Source organism: Haemophilus parainfluenzae (assembly GCF_036288925.1).
Taxonomy (GTDB): domain Bacteria; phylum Pseudomonadota; class Gammaproteobacteria; order Enterobacterales; family Pasteurellaceae; genus Haemophilus_D.
Window position 1 is genome coordinate 940,397 of sequence record NZ_CP127167.1, and the last position, 16,450, is coordinate 956,846.

Genomic DNA, 16,450 nt, shown 5'->3' on the forward strand with positions numbered 1-16,450 from the left:
TTAAAGCAAGCCTTTGGCTTGCTTTATTTTTCTTTATAGGAATAAAAAATGACTTCACAATCTAAACTTATTTTATTTTTAAACTCTTCATTATTGCTTAGTTCATTCTCTTTTGCACTAGAGAAGTCTCCTCAACCTCGGGATGAGCGGTTTGATGATCAGCTTCAGCTTGCGAAACCTGACTTATCCACTCAAAAGCCACAAATTCCAGAAAAACGTGATGATAAACATACACTTTCTATGACGAAAGAAGAATTAGCAAAACACCCTGATTTGATCGTACGTGGATTGATTCCTGCAGTGTTGCAAAATAACGGTGACGTCGTTCAACTATTACTGCCGTTGTATCAAAATTTGCCAAAACAAGATCCATTTTTACTTGAGTGGGCAAATGCAATTAATGCTCGTGAAAATGGTCGTTTTTCGGAGGCGGTAACTCGTTATCGTACTCTATTTTCTCAAGATTCGACCATTCTGCCATTGCGTTATCAGTTAGCACAGGCACTCTTTTTAAACAATGATAATGAGGCGGCCAAAGATCAATTCCAAAAACTGAGAGCTGAACAAGTTTCACCCGAGTCTACCGTCATGATAGACCAATATCTTTCTGCGCTTAACCGCCGAGATCAATGGAAGTTTCGAGGTGGGTTGAGCTTCTTAAACGAAAGTAATATTAACAATGCACCAAAACCTGGCACTCGCATTGGAAATTGGAATGCCTGGGATCGCGAAAGTGCAACAGGGTTTTCTTATTTTGTAGAAGCAGAGAAAAAGTGGTCATTACCTCATAATTATTTCACTAAGTTTTCTATTGAAGGTAATGGGAAATATTACTGGGATAATAAAAAATATAATGAATTTAATGGTAGAGTTGGCGCTGGATTGGGTTATCAAACAGCACGTTTTGAGATTTCATTGATGCCATTTACAGAAAGACGATGGTATGCAGGTGGCTCCTCAGGGAGTGAGTCAATGAAGCAGTATTCGAAGAATTCAGGTGCTCGTTTAGATTTAACCTATTGGCTGAATGAAAAGTGGCAAATGTCAACCGCACTTGAATATGGTGAACAGCGTTATAACACTCGTAAACACTTGAATGGTAATAATTATCTTTGGTCGAATACGTTATCTTATTTTCCTAAGAGTGGTCAATTTTGGTTCATAGGTGCTGATTATAATCGTGAAAATACGCGAGATGAAGACAATGCTTATCAACGTAAAAATCTCCGTTTAGGTTGGGGGCAAGAGTGGGGCTGGGGTATTTCAACCCGAGTTTCCCTTGCCTATGCGCGTAGAACTTACAAAGGTGCTGATTTATTTAATATTCGTCAGAAAAATAATGAATATCAATCAGCAGTAACATTATGGCATCGTGATCTTTACTTTTTAGGAATCACGCCTAAAATTACATGGTCTTATCAAAAAGTGTCAAGTAATCACCCATTTTATAGCTACGACAAAAATCGTATTTTTCTTGAAATGGGTAAAACATTCTAACGGGAGTTCATCATGGATTTATCACAGCGGTATAAACAAGCAGCCAAGGAGGCTCGCTGGGCATTAGGTTTAGCTATTCTTTATGTGATTGGATGGTGTGTTTGTGCTTATTTACCGAAAGACTCGCCAGGGCCGATAGGTTTTCCGTTGTGGTTTGAATTATCCTGCATTTATTTACCTATTTTGTTTGTCGTCATTGGGTATTGGATTGTCAAAATTGTTTTTTTAGATATCCCGTTAGATGTTGAGTCAAAGGAGAATAAATAATGAATTTAGGTATTATTCTCCCCTTAATTATCTACTTAATTTTTATCTTTGGCGCAGCATTATTTGCTTATGTAAAACGCAGTAAAGGGGATTTTCTTACGGAATATTATGTGGGAAATCGCTCCATGACGGGCTTTGTCCTTGCGATGACAACCGCTTCCACTTATGCCAGTGCCAGTTCTTTTGTTGGTGGGCCAGGGGCAGCTTATAAATATGGGCTAGGTTGGGTATTACTCGCCATGATCCAAGTGCCAGCTGTGTGGTTAGCCTTAGGCACATTAGGCAAAAAGTTTGCATTACTTTCTCGCGAAACCAATGCGCTTACCATCAATGATTTATTTTTCTATCGTTATAAAAATAAATATCTCGTTTGGATTTCCAGTCTAGCATTGTTGCTTGCCTTCTTTGCTGCTATGGTTGTGCAATTTATTGGTGGAGCGAGATTGCTCGAAACGACGATAGGGATTCCTTATACTCATGCCTTACTTATTTTTGCCTTAACGGTTGGTATTTATACGTTTATTGGTGGTTTCCGAGCCGTCGTGTTAACCGATACGATTCAAGGTACAGTAATGATTTTTGGCACAATCGTGCTATTAGTGGGCGTGATTTACCATCTCGGTGGCGTAGAAAGTGCGGTCAATAAATTAACTGAAATTGATCCGAGTTTAGTGAGTCCTTACGGCCCAAATGAGATGCTTGATTTTCAGTTTATGGCATCCTTTTGGATTTTAGTTTGTTTCGGTGTGGTTGGCTTACCACATACAGCTGTGCGTTGTATGGCTTTCAAAGATAGTAAAGCCTTACATCGAGGCATGCTCATTGGTACGATTGTCCTTTCAGTCATTATGTTAGGGATGCATTTGGCGGGCGCTTTAGGACGTGCTGTTGTGCCAGATTTAACGGTGTCAGACAAAGTCATTCCAACCTTAATGTTGGAAGTGCTTCCGCCAATTGTTGCAGGGATTTTCTTAGCCGCACCGATGTCGGCGATTATGTCCACAGTTGATGCGCAACTTATTCAATCCTCCTCAATTTTTGTGAAAGACTTATATCTTGCAAGCAAACCTGAAGCCGCAAAGAATGAAAAACGAATTAGCCGTATTTCATCCGTCATTACACTTGTTTTATCGGCGTTGTTAATTCTTGCGGCACTGAATCCACCGGATATGATTATTTGGCTGAATTTATTTGCTTTCGGAGGATTAGAAGCTACATTCCTTTGGGTGATTGTATTAGGCATTTATTGGGATAAAGCAAATACAACAGGGGCAATAAGCTCAATGCTGGTGGGATTAAGCAGTTATGTGCTGCTGACTCAATTTGGCATCAAATTATTGGGGTTTAATGCGATTGTGCCTGCACTTGTATTTGGTTTGATTGCGTTCATCTTAGGCAATCAATTCGGCGCCAAAAAACAGTAAAAATGGACCGCACTTTATGATTTACCAGATCCTGGCGTTGTTTATTTGGAGTAGTGCCTTTGTTGCCGCGAAATACACCTTTACAATGATGGACACCATTTTGATGATCCAAGCCCGTTTATTAATGGCGGCGCTTATTGTGATGCCGCTCTTTTTTCGTCGTTGGAAAGGCGTGTCTAAACCGATGCGAAAACAGCTTTGGTGGCTAGGTTTTTTCAATTATACTGCGACCTTTTTGCTGCAATTTATTGGCTTAAAATATACAAGTGCGGCGAGCGCAACAACCATGATTGGATTAGAGCCGTTATGTGTGATTTTTGTAGGGCATTTTTTCTTTCAAGATCGTGCGAAATGGTATCATTGGGTGTGTGGGGCTTTTGCCTTTTTAGGCGTAGCCATTTTAATTCTAGGTGGGCAGGGCAATGAAGGCTCAAGTGAAATTAGCTTATTGGGATGCTCATTAGTGGTAGCGGCAAGTATTGTGTTTGCTTGTTGCTTGCGTTGGACGAAAAAAGTGGTAGCAACGGTTTCAGCACAAGCCTATACATCAATTTCGATTGTGTTAGCAACCATCACCATGCTGCCATTTACGTTATTGATGACTGAAAACTGGGATATCCATTTTAACTGGCTTGGTTTCTTCGGTTTGATTTATCTCGGTGTAGCATGTAGTTGGTTTGCCTTTTGGTTGTGGAATAAAGGCTTAAATTCGGTGGATGCAAAAATCTCGGGAATTTTGACCGCACTTGAGCCGATTTTTGGTGTCTTTTTGGCAGTACTATTACTCAACGAAGAGGTTTCACTTGTTTCAACGCTTGGGATTATCATTATTGTGGCTTCAGCCCTAGGAGTAAGTTTATTACCGAAATGGTTACATAAAGAAATTAATTAAAAGGAAAAGAAAATGGCGTGGATTCAAATTCGCTTAAATAGTACAAATGAAAAAGCTGAGAAAATTAGTGACTTTTTAGAAGAAATTGGCTCAGTTTCGGTCACCTTTATGGATAGCCAAGACACACCGATTTTTGAACCACTTCCAGGCGAAACGCGTCTGTGGGGAAATACCGATGTGATTGCATTGTTTGATGCAGAAACTGATATGAACGAAATTGTGAGTTTGCTTAAACAAGCCCATCATTTAGATGAAAACACCGCTTACAAAATCGAGCAAATCGAGGATAAAGATTGGGAACGTGAATGGATGGATAACTTCCACCCAATGCAATTTGGCAAACGTTTATGGATTTGTCCAAGCTGGCGTGAAGTACCGGATCAAAATGCGGTTAATGTGATGCTTGATCCAGGTTTAGCTTTCGGGACAGGTACTCACCCGACAACCGCACTTTGTTTAGAGTGGTTAGATGGTTTGGATTTAACTGGCAAAACCGTCATCGATTTTGGCTGTGGCTCAGGAATTCTTGCCATTGCTGCCCTTAAATTAGGGGCAAAAAATGCAATCGGTATTGATATCGATCCACAAGCGATTCTCGCCAGTCGCAATAATGCTGAACAGAATGGGGTTGCAGATCGTCTGCAACTTTTCTTATCTGATGATAAACCTGCAGATTTAAAAGCAGATGTTGTTGTGGCAAATATTCTGGCTGGACCATTAAAAGAGCTTTACCCGATTATTTCTCAATTAGTGAAAGAGGACGGTGATCTTGGATTATCAGGCATTTTAGAAACGCAAGCACAATCGGTATGTGATGCGTATACGAAATCATTTGAATTGAACCCTGTTGCAGTAAAGGATGAGTGGTGTCGTATTACAGGTAAATTAGCCATAACGTCAAATTCTTCGAACTAGTTCTTTATTGGGAGAATATTTTGAATAATACAACACGGGAATTTATAACAAAAGATGAGTCTTTATATATAAAAGGCTGCGCGGTTATTCTGATGTTAATTCATCATCTTTTCCCATTTGCTGATCGTATCCCTAAATCGACTGAAATTATCTGGCTCTTTGGTGATAATCAATTTGAAGTATCATTAGGTTGGTGGGGGAAATATTGTGTTGCTATATTTTTATTTATAAGCGGCTATGGTTATTCTTTTTCAAAGGATAAACCTATGCAATATTATACGACTAAAATAGTTTCAATATATCGAAAAGTTTTTATTGTATTTTTAATATATATTCCTATTGATATTTATTTTCATGTTAAAAATGTAATATCAGATCTAAATTCAAAATCTATATTAATGAATGCAATAGGATTTCATTCCAATTATAATGAAGAGTGGTGGTTTCTATTTCCTTATATCTTATTAGTATTAATTACACCTGTATTACATAAACTTCGTCATCATTTAGTCTCACTATTTGCAATGGCGATTATTATCCACAATATGTCTGGTAATGGGATCATTGGCCACTTCTTCTGGTGGGCTATTGCCTATATTATTGGATTTATTTTTGGTGTATTATCCCTAATTTAAGTAAATTCAACTCTAACATTATTTTTCCTTACTGTTATCTATAGTGTTCTATTTTATTATGAACTATGGAATGAATAATTTTGGATTTGAAAGTATGGTATTTCTTATACCATTAATGATTTTTTAATAAAAACGCTTTACAGAATTACGCCATTAATTTTTCGTAAGATTATAGCTGGCATAGGTAAAAAATGTTTAATAATTTGGCTTGTTCATTCATTTTATTGCTATCATTTTGCTGGGGAATTTATTTATTCACCTAAATATTCAATATTTATTTTAATTAATTTATTGATTGTTTCATCTTTAAGCGCAATAGTAATTGAGTTTATAGAAAGGATGCTTTCAACAACTTTTTTCAATATAAAAAATATCGTATTAAAAAAGGTTTCATAGGCGTGATACTATGCAGATCGAATTTTGTCAATTAAAAAAGTGCATTTTTTGAACAAATTTCCCTTTGCAAAAAAAAGAAAAATGCGTAATATAGCACCCCTTGTCGGTGACTGCAGTTGCCTGACTTGCTAGAGATTAGGACTTGTAATTGGGGATAACATAAAATGCGAATTGGTTCTTATGAATTAAAAAATCGTATTTTATTGGCACCCATGGCGGGTATCACGGATCAACCTTTTCGACGTTTATGTGCCCATTACGGGGCAGGATTAACGTTTTCAGAGATGATGTCCACTAATCCTCAGGTTTGGCATACAGAGAAATCGAAACTTCGTTTAGCACATAGTGAAGAGCTAGGATTAAATGCGGTGCAAATCGCAGGTTCTGATCCTTTAGAAATGGCCCAAGCTGCAGCAATTAATGTAGCCTATGGTGCTGAAATTATCGACATCAATATGGGTTGTCCCGCAAAGAAAGTGAATCGAAAACTGGCGGGCTCCGCACTGCTTCAATTTCCCGATTTAGTGGAGAAAATTTTAAAAGAAGTCGTGAATGCCGTTGATGTGCCAGTGACGTTAAAAATTCGCACAGGTTGGGATAAAGCAAATCGAAACTGTGTGCAAATCGGAAAAATTGCAGAACAATCTGGTATTCAAGCTTTAACCATTCATGGGCGGACGAAAGAATGCTTATTTGAAGGGGAAGCGGAATACGACAATATTCGAGCAGTCAAACAATCAATTTCAATTCCAGTCATTGCGAATGGTGATATTGATTCTGCCTCGAAAGCGAAAAAGGTACTTGAGTATACAGGTGCCGATGCAATAATGATCGGTCGTGCCGCACTAGGCAATCCATGGCTTTTTCAAGCCGTCGAGGCGTTAGTGGAACATGATTCGATAATTCAAACATCAAGTTTGCGTGAAAAGTGCGGTCATATTTTGCGTCATATTCAAGAACTCCATCAGTTCTATGGCGAGCAAAAAGGCTATCGAATAGCCCGCAAACACGTAGCTTGGTATTTACAGGGAATTCAACCCGATTCCGTTTTTAGACAGACTTTTAACGCAATTAATGAACCGAAAGAGCAGTTAATTGTGCTGGAAGATTTTTTAAATTCAATTTTGGATAAAGAAAAATGTTAGAACAACAACGTAGTCCGTCTGAAGCGTTAACCGTTTCAGTTTTAAACTCTCAATCACAAGTAACAAACAAACCATTACGTGATTCGGTAAAACAAGCTTTACGCAATTACTTATCACAATTAGATGGTCAAGATGTGAATGATCTTTACGAATTAGTATTAGCGGAAGTTGAACACCCGATGTTAGATATGATTATGCAGTACACCCGCGGTAACCAAACCCGTGCAGCGAACATGCTAGGAATTAACCGTGGTACATTGCGTAAGAAATTGAAAAAATACGGTATGGGCTAATTAAAATTAGCAAAAAGAAAGGCGAACATCATGTTCGCCTTTTTATTTATTGAATGGTAAAACTAATTGGTACGCTTACTGAAGACGCAAACCCAGCAGGTTTTGGGCCGATAGGTCTCGCGCTTCTTACTGCCTCAAGTGCTGCGTTGTCTAAGCTTTCATCACCAGACGATTTAGTGACACGCTCTCCAGACAGAGAACCATCTCCTCCAACACTAAAACTGACGTTAACAATACCTTGTTTACGCATCATTTTTGCGCGTGCTGGATAGCGTTTATGCCGTTCAATTTCACGTCGAATAGCTGCACGATAAGCATTTAGCTCATCCGTATTGATACCTGAGCCACCTTGAACGCCATTTGTACCAGGTTGACCTGTGGTCGTTGCTTTAGAATTTGCCGTAGCCGTTGAATTGATGTTCTTATCGCCAATCGGTAGGCTCTTCGGCATTTCTACCGCTTTCTCTGCTTTTACCTCATTTTTAGGTTTTTCTTTTGGCTTCTCTTTCGGTTTTGGTTTCGGTTTTTCTATTGGTTTTTCTGGCTTTTTCTCAGGTTCTTTTTTCTTCTCAGGCTCTGGTTTCTTCGTTGGATCCGCGACGACTTCCTGTTTTTCAGGTTCCGGTTCTGCCTGTTGAGGTTCGGGTTCCGGCTCAGGAGCGGGTTCTTCTATTCGCATTTCCTGAATCATTTCCATTGAAATCGTTGTAGATATTTCATCTCCCGCATTACTTGCAGCTTCACTTGGCTTATGCCAGTTCCAAATCAATGCGACTACAATAGCACCATGAATTAATAGAGAAATAAGCAAGCCTAATAGTGATCGTTTAGCTTGTTGGCTGTTCATTGTTTATGCCCTACTCCGACGCCTCCCACTGCTGGCGTATTTTTGCTTGAAACGCCTTTATCTTTCATCGAAACAATAGCGACATTTTTAATTTCGTTTTTCGATAACATATCTGTAATCGTCACGAAATCTTGGAAAGAGGCATCTGCATCAATTTTTAATGTGACTTTCTGATCTTTATTCCAACCTGCGATCTCTTTTTCAAGCGCTTCTTGTGAGATTGGTTTGTCATTAAAATAAAGTTGTTTATCTGCCGTCACGGTCAATAATTTAGCTAATTCATCTGATTTGAATGCAACCGTTGAACTGGCTTTGGGTAGATTAACTTGAATTTTCCCTTGAGAAATAAAGGATGCGGTGATCAACACTATCGCTAATAACACCAACATAATGTCGATGAAAGGAATAATGTTGATTTCATCAAATTTTTTCACGATTATTCCTTATCTTTTTGAGCGTTTAATACTTTCCATTTCAATAAGTTAACTTCTACTTTACGACCTAAGCCGTTATAGAACATCATAGATGGAATAGCGACTAAAATACCTAGTGCGGTTGCTTTTAATGCAAGAGAGAGGTGCATCATAATTGCGCCTGCATCGACATCACCGCCAGCCTGACCAATTTGATAAAAAGTTAATAAGATACCAATTACCGTTCCTAACAAACCCACATAAGGTGCGTTTGCACCAACGGTTGAAATGATCGTCATATTACGATTTAAATCAATTTCAAGTGAATGGATATTGGAATATTTAGCGACATTGATACGGCTTAAAAAGATAAAACGTTCAATCACGGTAGCAAGCATGATTACGCTCATAAGAAGTAAAAGCCCGATAATAATGTAATCACTATATTGTTGTAAAAACTCAAAAAGCTTTGGCATCTGATAGTCCTTTTATGTGTAATAAAGAATATAAGGTTAATTGATAATGAATTTCAATTAGGTTATGGATTCTATCAAATGGAAAATAGAGCGTAAATATAAATTAAAAAAATGAGTATTTTTTTACCGCACTTTGGGATAAATCAGAAAAGTGCGGTTGTTTTGAGAGGTATTTTAAAGGGATTGTAGGTAATCTAAGACGACTTGATGATGTTCACCCGTTTTGAATTTATTAAAAACGTGCTGAATTTTGCCTTGTTCATCAATGAGAAAGGTAATGCGATGAATACCATCATAAACACGGCCCATGAATTTCTTTTCTCCCCATACGCCAAATTGTTCTGCAACCTGGTGATCTTCATCAGAAAGTAAGGTGAAGTTGAGTGCTTTTTTCTCTATAAATTGAGCGAGTTTTTTGGGTGCATCTGTACTGATACCTAAAATAACGACACCTAATTTTTCTAACTCACTTTTAGCATCACGCAAACCGCAGGCTTGAGTTGTACAGCCTGGTGTTAAGGCTTTTGGATAAAAATACACGAGTACTTTTTTACCTTTGAAGTGACTAAGTGAAACTGGTTGATTGTCTTGGTTTAAAAGTGAGAATTGAGGGGCTAAGTCACCCGCTTGTAATGTTTTCATAAAAAATCCTTAAAAATGTAAAAAATGATTTGTAAATTCAAACTATTTTAGCGATTATAACCAAGTATTTTCAAATATTATTGTTAAACGCAGAATAGATGTAAATGGAGAACTTATGACTACGCAAACCCCTTTATTTTCAGGCAGTATTGTTGCTTTAGTAACCCCGATGGATAACCACGGAAGCATTGATTTTGAAACATTAGAAAAACTTATCGAGTTTCATATCAATGCGGGTACAGATTCAATTGTATCTGTGGGTACAACGGGAGAGTCTGCCACATTAAGCATTGAAGAAAATGTGAAGGTGATTGAAAAGACTGTGGAATTAGCGAAAGGGCGTATTCCAATTATTGCTGGCACTGGTGCAAATGCGACGAGTGAAGCCATTATAATGACAAAATTATTACGTGATAGCGGAGTCGCGGGTTGCTTATCTGTTGTGCCTTACTACAATAAACCGACTCAAGAAGGCATGTTCCAACATTTTAAAGCGATTGCTGAATGTACAGATTTACCACAACTTCTTTATAATGTGCCAGGTCGTACCGGCAGTGATATGAAACCTGAAACCGTAGCACGTTTAGCACAAATTGATAATATTGTAGGGATTAAAGAAGCAACTGGTGATTTAGCTCGCATCACTGCGATTAAAGAATTAGCTGGTAAAGATTTCATTGTATTAAGTGGGGATGATGCCACAGGGCTAGAAGCGATGAAATTAGGTGCAGAAGGTGTCATTTCTGTGACCAATAACCTCGCAGCAAAAGATATGGCGGCAATGTGTCGTTATGCTTTAGCGGGCGATTTTGCGAAAGCAGAAGAAATTAATGCCCGTTTAATGCCTTTACATAAGAATTTATTTATTGAATCAAATCCAATCCCTGTCAAATGGGCAGCATATCGTTTAGGCTTAATTAAGACTCCATACTTACGTTTACCACTTACCGTGTTAAGCGAAGGCGCGCAAGTCAAAGTAGAAGAAGCATTAAAAGTTGCAGGATTAATTTAATGAATTAAAGGGTTGTTTTTACAGCCCTTTAAACTTTCAGCTCTTTTATTTGTCAAAGAGCGGTCATTATTCTAATTATTTTTTATTGAAAGGATTGAAGGAATGAAAAAAATCGTACTGAGTTTAGTCGCAGCAGCATTGTTATCGGCATGTTCAAACAGCGTAGAAAAAATGCAGACGGCTAATGACACTTATCAAAATTCTGATCGTGAAATACCGAGCTTTTCTCCTTTAGCAAGTGGTGGGGTAACATTGCCGCAAGCTGATCCGACTTATGAACTTCCTCAGCTTAATGCGAAAAAAGAACGCGTGGATATTCGTCCGCCTTCAACCCCATTAGCGATTATTAAAAATTCTTTAACACAATTTGATGGCGAACGTGCATTGATTGTTTATACGGATGCACAAGCAGAGCTTTATAACCTCAAACAAATTGAGCGTTTATTGAAAGAAGAAGGCACGAATTCAACTTTAAATGGTGCGGTATTAATTAGCGATTGGGCGCCAACGGGTCGTGCAGATGATAAAGCCAATACAGAGATCCGTTATAAAGTAGAACAAGTGACAGCGAAAGACGCAAGTGCGCTAGCCGTTTCGGTAGAGCAAATGCGTCATGATGGCGTAATTTATACGCCAAATCAAGTAAATAAACAGCGATACGCATCCGATCGTTTAAATCGTTTTGTTTCTGCGATCACTAAAGCTTATAACAAGCAACAACAAGACTTAACCGGCACATCAACGATGCCTTTTCAATCGAGTGTAATTACTGATACGAATGGCAGAATGGCATTAGGTATGAATGCAAGTTTTGGTCAAGCATGGCAACGTTTAGGTTCGGCCTTACCTAAATTAGGCTTTAAAGCGACATCGGAATCTGCTGGCCGTGGTTATCGAGAATTAAAATATAAACCATTGGATAAACAAACGTGGTTACGCTTAGGGGCGAGTCAACCTCATTTAGAAAAAGGCATTTACCAAATGCAAATCTTAGCCGTGGGTAAACAAAGTGCGGTCGTCATCACTGATGAAAAAGGTAATACATTACCAAATGACGCTGCTCAATCGATTTATTCGGCATTAAATGTATTGCTAGCACGATAGTATAAGTTGAGAAAAAAGTGTGGTTCAATTGAGTTGACCGCACTTTTTTATTTGTAGAAGCGTTATTCAGCTTTCACGCCTAAGTGACCCATTTTTACGCCGAGGTTACCGAGTGAAACTGGGTCCAAATAATCCCCTAAGAATTTGAATAACTCACTTAATTCTGTAAATGAGCGTTTGATTTTTACTTGATCTTCTACTTTACGCACAAATTCATAACGCACATTTTCGCCTTCAAAATAAGCCGTGAGCGTGAGATAAATGGTTTCAAAAAAGTGGCTTTGAGCACCTTCTTCACCTGGGTCACTGATACGGACATTCCAAGTATTGTTAAATAAAACTTCTGTTTTGATTGACATATAGACTTCCTCTGTTTGTTATTTTTTATACTGAAATTGAAACGAAAAACCCGATGATAAAATTTCTGAAATCAAAAACTTTATCATCGGGCTTTTCAAACCAATTGCTCACATATTTTGCTTTTCGTTGGTAACTGCCTTTGCCTTTACGTTTTTTCTCAACGCGTTGGCGGAATAATTTGTCGTGTAATAGTGCCATCACAGCATTATCTTTCACGACTCCTTTGGCGTGTTGATAAATGGGCTGATTTTCAACCGCACTTTTTGTTTTTTTTGTCATATTTACCTCTAAAAAATTGCCGTGAAGTGTTTCACGGCAAGTCATTATAGCGAAAATGAATAAAATTACAAAATGGCGAGTACGCTTTCAGGTGGTCGTCCAATTTTGGCTTTTTCACCTTTTACCACAATCGGGCGCTCTAATAAGGCTGAATTTTCACTGATGGCTTTTAATAAATCATCATTCGTTAATGCAGGATTCGCTAACTCTAATGATTGATAAAGTTCATCCTTGGTACGCATCATTTTTCTGACATCATCTAATCCTAATTTATTAGCCAGTTGCTGCAATGTTTCAACAGAGTAGTGTTGTTGCAAATAAAGTTCGATAGTTGGTTGGATACCTTTTTCTTCTAATAAAGCTAAGGTTTCACGGCTTTTTGAACAGCGCGGATTATGGTAAATCTTAACAGACATAACGTTTCCTTCTATTTTATGTTGAATGAGTGGATATAGGATTGATTTAAATTTTAACTTATAATGACAAAAAATACTTGTTTAGGAAAACTTTATGTTAGAAATGCTAAAAAATTGGTATAGTCGTCGCTTAAGCGATCCGCATGCGATGGGACTACTTGCCATTTTGTTATTTGGCTTTATTGCGATTTATTTCTTTAGTGATTTAATCGCTCCGTTGCTGATTGCCATTGTATTAGCATATTTATTGGAAATGCCGATTAATTTTTTAACGAAAAAATTAAAATTTCCTCGAATGCTTGCCACGTTAATTATTTTTGGTGGCTTTCTAACCTTAGCGTTATTAATTTTCTTCGGGCTTGTACCAACATTATGGAATCAAACGATTTCCTTATTAAGCGATTTGCCGGCCATGTTTAATAAGTTACATGAATGGTTGTTGGCCCTTCCTGAGCATTATCCTGAACTCATTGATTACACCATGATTGACACCTTTTTTAGTGCGGCTCGTGCGAAGATTTTGGGCTTTGGTGAATCCGCAGTGAAATTGTCGATTACTTCATTAATGAACCTTGTATCACTGGGTATCTATGCATTTTTAGTGCCATTAATGATGTTCTTTATGCTGAAAGATAAAACTGAGCTTCTTGCTGGAGTGAGTCGCTTTTTACCTAAAAACCGTCTTTTGGCCTCTAAAGTATGGAATGAAATGCAGCAACAAATTGCGAATTATATTCATGGCAAGTTGTTGGAGATTTTGATTGTTGGCGTGGTGACTTATATTATCTTTTTAAGCTTTGGTTTAAATTATCCGCTGTTACTTTCTGTTGCCGTTGGTCTTTCTGTGTTAGTTCCTTATATTGGTGCGGTATTAGTGACGATTCCTGTTGCTTTAGTCGCCATGTTCCAGTTTGGCATTTCCCCAACGTTTTGGTATTTGATTGTAGCCTTTGCGGTAAGTCAACTTCTAGATGGAAACCTGTTAGTACCGTATTTATTCTCTGAAGTTGTTAATTTACATCCTTTAGTAATCATTATTTCGGTGCTGATTTTCGGTGGATTATGGGGGTTCTGGGGCGTATTTTTCGCTATTCCATTGGCAACGCTCGTCAAAGCTGTGCTGAATGCATTGCCGGATTAGACAGAATTAAAGCGATAAAAAGAAAGTTGACGAAAGTCAGCTTTTTTGTTCTTTTAATTTTTGGATATCCAGAATTTCGACACAATCTGTTGTTCCTGCTTTAATACGCCATTTAATATTAAATTCGTACAGACTAATACCGTAAATACGATCGGTTTCTTTACCTTGTTGATAAGCAGGGCGGGGATCTTGTGCGATCACTTCTGTAATGAATCTTACTAAGTGCGGTCGGTTTTTGTGATATTTTTCAACCGCACTTTGGGCGATTTCTGTAAATGCTATATTTAATTTGGCAGGTGGTTTTTCTTGCGCAAAACTTGACTTTGCCTCAGGTTCACTATCAGCATAGGCAATATAAGGCTTAATATCAAAAATAGGTGTGCCATCGACAAGATCTACGGAACCCAAATGCAGAAAAACACGCCCATGAATACATTCCACTTGGCGTAATTCAACTTTGGATAAGCCTAGCGGATTAGGGCGGTGTGTGGCGCGTGAGGCAAATACACCGACACGTTGATTGCCGCCTAAACGAGGGGGGCGAACAGTGGATTGCCATTTCCCATGAGATATTTTGTCGAATTGGAAAATAAGCCAAAGATGGCTAAATTGCTCTAATCCTCGCACAGCCTCTGGTGAATTATACGGAGGGAGCAGTTCCACAATACCAATGCCATCTTGTACTAAATCAGGCTGGCGTGGCACCGAGAATTTTTCTTTGTAAGGCGTGTGAATCACCGCAATTGGGTGAAGCGTCAGTGTTAAATCATTCATAAAAAGGCAATTTCCGTGTAGAATACGCCCTTTATTGTAATCAAAAGTGCGGTCAAAAAAAATGACAAATCGTAAATTGAAAATGTGGTGGGAAACTGCTCGCCCAAAAACCTTGCCTTTGGCATTAGCTTCTATTTTTACTGGCTCAGCATTGGCATATTGGGCGGATAAAGAAAGTTTTAATCTCACCGTGATGTTACTTTGCTTGCTTACCACCATTTTATTGCAAGTCCTTTCCAACTTTGCTAACGATTACGGCGATCATCAAAAAGGGTCAGATACCGAAGAACGTATTGGGCCTTTACGTGGTATTCAGCAAGGTGCAATTTCTGCGAATGAGCTTAAATGGGGCTTAATTTTAATGGCGGTGGGAGCATTTTTCTCAGGTGCATTTTTAATTGGTATCGCATATAAAAGTCTTACTGATTTATTGGCCTTTGCTGGGTTGGGTATTCTTGCCATTATTGCTGCCATTACTTATACCGTAGGGGCTAAACCTTATGGTTATTTAGGTTTAGGTGATCTGTCAGTGTTGCTCTTTTTTGGACTATTAGGTGTAGGTGGAACCTATTATCTACAAACTCACAGTATTGATAGCTTAATTACTTTACCTGCGTTAGGCTCAGGTTTATTAGCGACAGCCGTTTTAAATATCAATAATTTACGTGATATAGAGCAAGATGCGAAAGTAGGAAAAAATACCCTAGTTGTGCGTATTGGCCCGAAGAAAGGACGTATTTATCATTGTATTTTATTAAGCGTTGCAGCTTTATGTTATGTGCTATTTGCGGCATCAACAGCATTGAGTCCTTGGCATTTCTTATTTTTATTGGCATTTCCATTGTTATTAAAACACGCATTATTTGTTTATCGCAGCAAAGAGCCTACAGTATTACGTCCGATGTTGGCTCAGATGTCAATGATTTCTTTATTGATCAATATCTTGTTTAGTTTAGGCTTGCTTATCGGCTAGATCGGCTTATACTAGAGAAAAAATTTTACCGACAAGGGGAACATTATGTATATTGATACTTCAGAACTTTGTGATATTTATGCTGATCAAGTAGATGTGGTTGAGCCCATTTTTTCGAGCTTTGGTGGTGTCAGCAATTTCTACGGCAAAGTGACGACAGTAAAATGTTTTGAAAATAATGGATTAATTGCCGAAATTCTCGAAGAAAATGGTAATGGCAGAGTGCTTGTCGTCGATGGTGGTGGTGCAGTACGCCGTGCTTTAATTGATGCTGAGCTTGCACAACTTGCCGCAGATAATGACTGGGCGGGTATTATTGTTTACGGTGCAGTACGTCAAATTCAACAGCTTGAAAATATTGATGTTGGAATTCATGCGCTCGCACCAATTCCTGTTGGTGCAGAAGATAATAATCATGGTGAAAGTGATCTTCCAGTGAATTTTGGTGGTGTGACATTCTTCCCTGAAGATTATATTTACGCGGATTTAACCGGCATTATTCTTTCACAAGAAGCGTTAGATTTAGAAGATTTCGAAGAATAATTTTAA

The 16,450-nt window shown here is 38.3% G+C and carries 21 protein-coding genes; 13 read left to right on the forward strand and 8 right to left on the reverse strand.

Annotated elements, in window-relative coordinates:
• Positions 1 to 48 precede the first annotated feature (48 nt).
• From QQS40_RS04775 to fis, 8 genes are all read left to right on the forward strand, one after another.
• The gene (locus tag QQS40_RS04775) at positions 49 to 1,497 is read left to right on the forward strand and encodes a surface lipoprotein assembly modifier (RefSeq protein WP_329506476.1); all 1,449 of its coding nucleotides are present in this window, start codon (positions 49 to 51) and stop codon (positions 1,495 to 1,497) included.
• A 12-nt stretch (positions 1,498 to 1,509) separates the two neighbouring features.
• Complete coding sequence (locus QQS40_RS04780) at positions 1,510 to 1,764, forward strand: YhdT family protein (protein WP_049365286.1); 255 nt, start codon at positions 1,510 to 1,512, stop codon at positions 1,762 to 1,764.
• Positions 1,764 to 3,188 (forward strand): sodium/pantothenate symporter, encoded by a 1,425-nt coding sequence (panF, locus tag QQS40_RS04785; protein ID WP_329506478.1) that lies wholly within the window; start codon positions 1,764 to 1,766, stop codon positions 3,186 to 3,188. Before QQS40_RS04780 ends, panF begins: the two co-directional genes overlap by 1 nt.
• A gap of 16 nt (positions 3,189 to 3,204) precedes the next feature.
• Positions 3,205 to 4,080 (forward strand): DMT family transporter, encoded by an 876-nt coding sequence (locus QQS40_RS04790; protein WP_329506480.1) that lies wholly within the window; start codon positions 3,205 to 3,207, stop codon positions 4,078 to 4,080.
• A 12-nt stretch (positions 4,081 to 4,092) separates the two neighbouring features.
• Positions 4,093 to 4,995, forward strand: coding sequence for a 50S ribosomal protein L11 methyltransferase (gene prmA / locus QQS40_RS04795; protein ID WP_329506482.1), 903 nt, complete (start codon positions 4,093 to 4,095; stop codon positions 4,993 to 4,995).
• 20 nt (positions 4,996 to 5,015) lie between these two features.
• Positions 5,016 to 5,630, forward strand: a complete 615-nt coding sequence (locus QQS40_RS04800) for an acyltransferase family protein (protein WP_329506484.1) — start codon at positions 5,016 to 5,018, stop codon at positions 5,628 to 5,630.
• A 560-nt stretch (positions 5,631 to 6,190) separates the two neighbouring features.
• Positions 6,191 to 7,171 (forward strand): tRNA dihydrouridine synthase DusB, encoded by a 981-nt coding sequence (gene dusB / locus QQS40_RS04805; RefSeq protein WP_329506486.1) that lies wholly within the window; start codon positions 6,191 to 6,193, stop codon positions 7,169 to 7,171.
• Positions 7,165 to 7,464: a DNA-binding transcriptional regulator Fis gene (gene fis / locus QQS40_RS04810; protein WP_005696908.1), complete on the forward strand. Its 300-nt coding sequence runs from the start codon at positions 7,165 to 7,167 to the stop codon at positions 7,462 to 7,464. The genes dusB and fis overlap by 7 nt, the downstream gene beginning before the upstream one ends.
• 46 nt (positions 7,465 to 7,510) lie before the next feature.
• Here fis and QQS40_RS04815 read toward each other — a convergent pair whose 3' ends face one another.
• The 4 genes from QQS40_RS04815 to bcp all read right to left on the reverse strand — a co-directional run bounded on the left by QQS40_RS04815 (position 7,511) and on the right by bcp (position 9,842).
• Positions 7,511 to 8,311 carry an energy transducer TonB family protein gene (locus QQS40_RS04815; RefSeq protein WP_329506488.1) on the reverse strand — a complete coding sequence of 267 codons (801 nt, stop codon included), beginning with the start codon at positions 8,309 to 8,311 and terminating at the stop codon, positions 7,511 to 7,513.
• On the reverse strand, positions 8,308 to 8,745 hold the full coding sequence (exbD, locus tag QQS40_RS04820; protein WP_049356061.1) for a TonB system transport protein ExbD: 438 nt from the start codon (positions 8,743 to 8,745) through the stop codon (positions 8,308 to 8,310). The genes QQS40_RS04815 and exbD overlap by 4 nt, the downstream gene beginning before the upstream one ends.
• A gap of 2 nt (positions 8,746 to 8,747) precedes the next feature.
• The gene (gene exbB, locus QQS40_RS04825; RefSeq protein ID WP_049356059.1) at positions 8,748 to 9,200 is read right to left on the reverse strand and encodes a TonB-system energizer ExbB; all 453 of its coding nucleotides are present in this window, start codon (positions 9,198 to 9,200) and stop codon (positions 8,748 to 8,750) included.
• Between the two features lie 174 nt (positions 9,201 to 9,374).
• A complete protein-coding gene (gene bcp, locus QQS40_RS04830) occupies positions 9,375 to 9,842 on the reverse strand; it encodes a thioredoxin-dependent thiol peroxidase (protein WP_049356058.1) in 468 nt (155 codons plus the stop codon).
• Positions 9,843 to 9,957: 115 nt separating this feature from the next.
• Here bcp and dapA point away from each other — a divergent pair, with 115 nt between their 5' ends.
• A complete protein-coding gene (gene dapA / locus QQS40_RS04835) occupies positions 9,958 to 10,854 on the forward strand; it encodes a 4-hydroxy-tetrahydrodipicolinate synthase (RefSeq protein ID WP_329506496.1) in 897 nt (298 codons plus the stop codon).
• A gap of 102 nt (positions 10,855 to 10,956) precedes the next feature.
• Positions 10,957 to 11,958, forward strand: coding sequence for an NlpB/DapX family lipoprotein (gene bamC / locus QQS40_RS04840; RefSeq protein WP_329506498.1), 1,002 nt, complete (start codon positions 10,957 to 10,959; stop codon positions 11,956 to 11,958).
• 62 nt (positions 11,959 to 12,020) lie between these two features.
• Here the strand turns inward: bamC and QQS40_RS04845 are convergent, their stop codons facing one another.
• The 3 genes from QQS40_RS04845 to arsC all read right to left on the reverse strand — a co-directional run bounded on the left by QQS40_RS04845 (position 12,021) and on the right by arsC (position 13,013).
• On the reverse strand, positions 12,021 to 12,317 hold the full coding sequence (locus QQS40_RS04845; RefSeq protein WP_329506500.1) for a DUF5377 family protein: 297 nt from the start codon (positions 12,315 to 12,317) through the stop codon (positions 12,021 to 12,023).
• Positions 12,318 to 12,342: 25 nt separating this feature from the next.
• A complete protein-coding gene (locus tag QQS40_RS04850; protein WP_289901592.1) occupies positions 12,343 to 12,597 on the reverse strand; it encodes an alternative ribosome-rescue factor A in 255 nt (84 codons plus the stop codon).
• Positions 12,598 to 12,662: 65 nt separating this feature from the next.
• The gene (gene arsC, locus QQS40_RS04855) at positions 12,663 to 13,013 is read right to left on the reverse strand and encodes an arsenate reductase (glutaredoxin) (RefSeq protein WP_289901591.1); all 351 of its coding nucleotides are present in this window, start codon (positions 13,011 to 13,013) and stop codon (positions 12,663 to 12,665) included.
• A 94-nt stretch (positions 13,014 to 13,107) separates the two neighbouring features.
• Between arsC and QQS40_RS04860 the strand changes: the two genes are divergently transcribed.
• Entirely contained in the window at positions 13,108 to 14,154 is a 1,047-nt protein-coding gene (locus tag QQS40_RS04860; protein WP_289901590.1) for an AI-2E family transporter, read from the forward strand.
• A 36-nt stretch (positions 14,155 to 14,190) separates the two neighbouring features.
• On the opposite strand, the gene tsaA is transcribed toward QQS40_RS04860, so the two are convergent.
• Positions 14,191 to 14,928, reverse strand: coding sequence for a tRNA (N6-threonylcarbamoyladenosine(37)-N6)-methyltransferase TrmO (tsaA, locus tag QQS40_RS04865; protein WP_289901589.1), 738 nt, complete (start codon positions 14,926 to 14,928; stop codon positions 14,191 to 14,193).
• Between the two features lie 61 nt (positions 14,929 to 14,989).
• On the opposite strand from tsaA, the gene QQS40_RS04870 reads away from it, so the two are divergent.
• Both QQS40_RS04870 and rraA read left to right on the forward strand, forming a co-directional pair.
• The gene (locus QQS40_RS04870; protein ID WP_128787763.1) at positions 14,990 to 15,901 is read left to right on the forward strand and encodes a 1,4-dihydroxy-2-naphthoate polyprenyltransferase; all 912 of its coding nucleotides are present in this window, start codon (positions 14,990 to 14,992) and stop codon (positions 15,899 to 15,901) included.
• Between the two features lie 45 nt (positions 15,902 to 15,946).
• Positions 15,947 to 16,444: a ribonuclease E activity regulator RraA gene (gene rraA / locus QQS40_RS04875; RefSeq protein WP_049356040.1), complete on the forward strand. Its 498-nt coding sequence runs from the start codon at positions 15,947 to 15,949 to the stop codon at positions 16,442 to 16,444.
• Positions 16,445 to 16,450 lie beyond the last annotated feature (6 nt).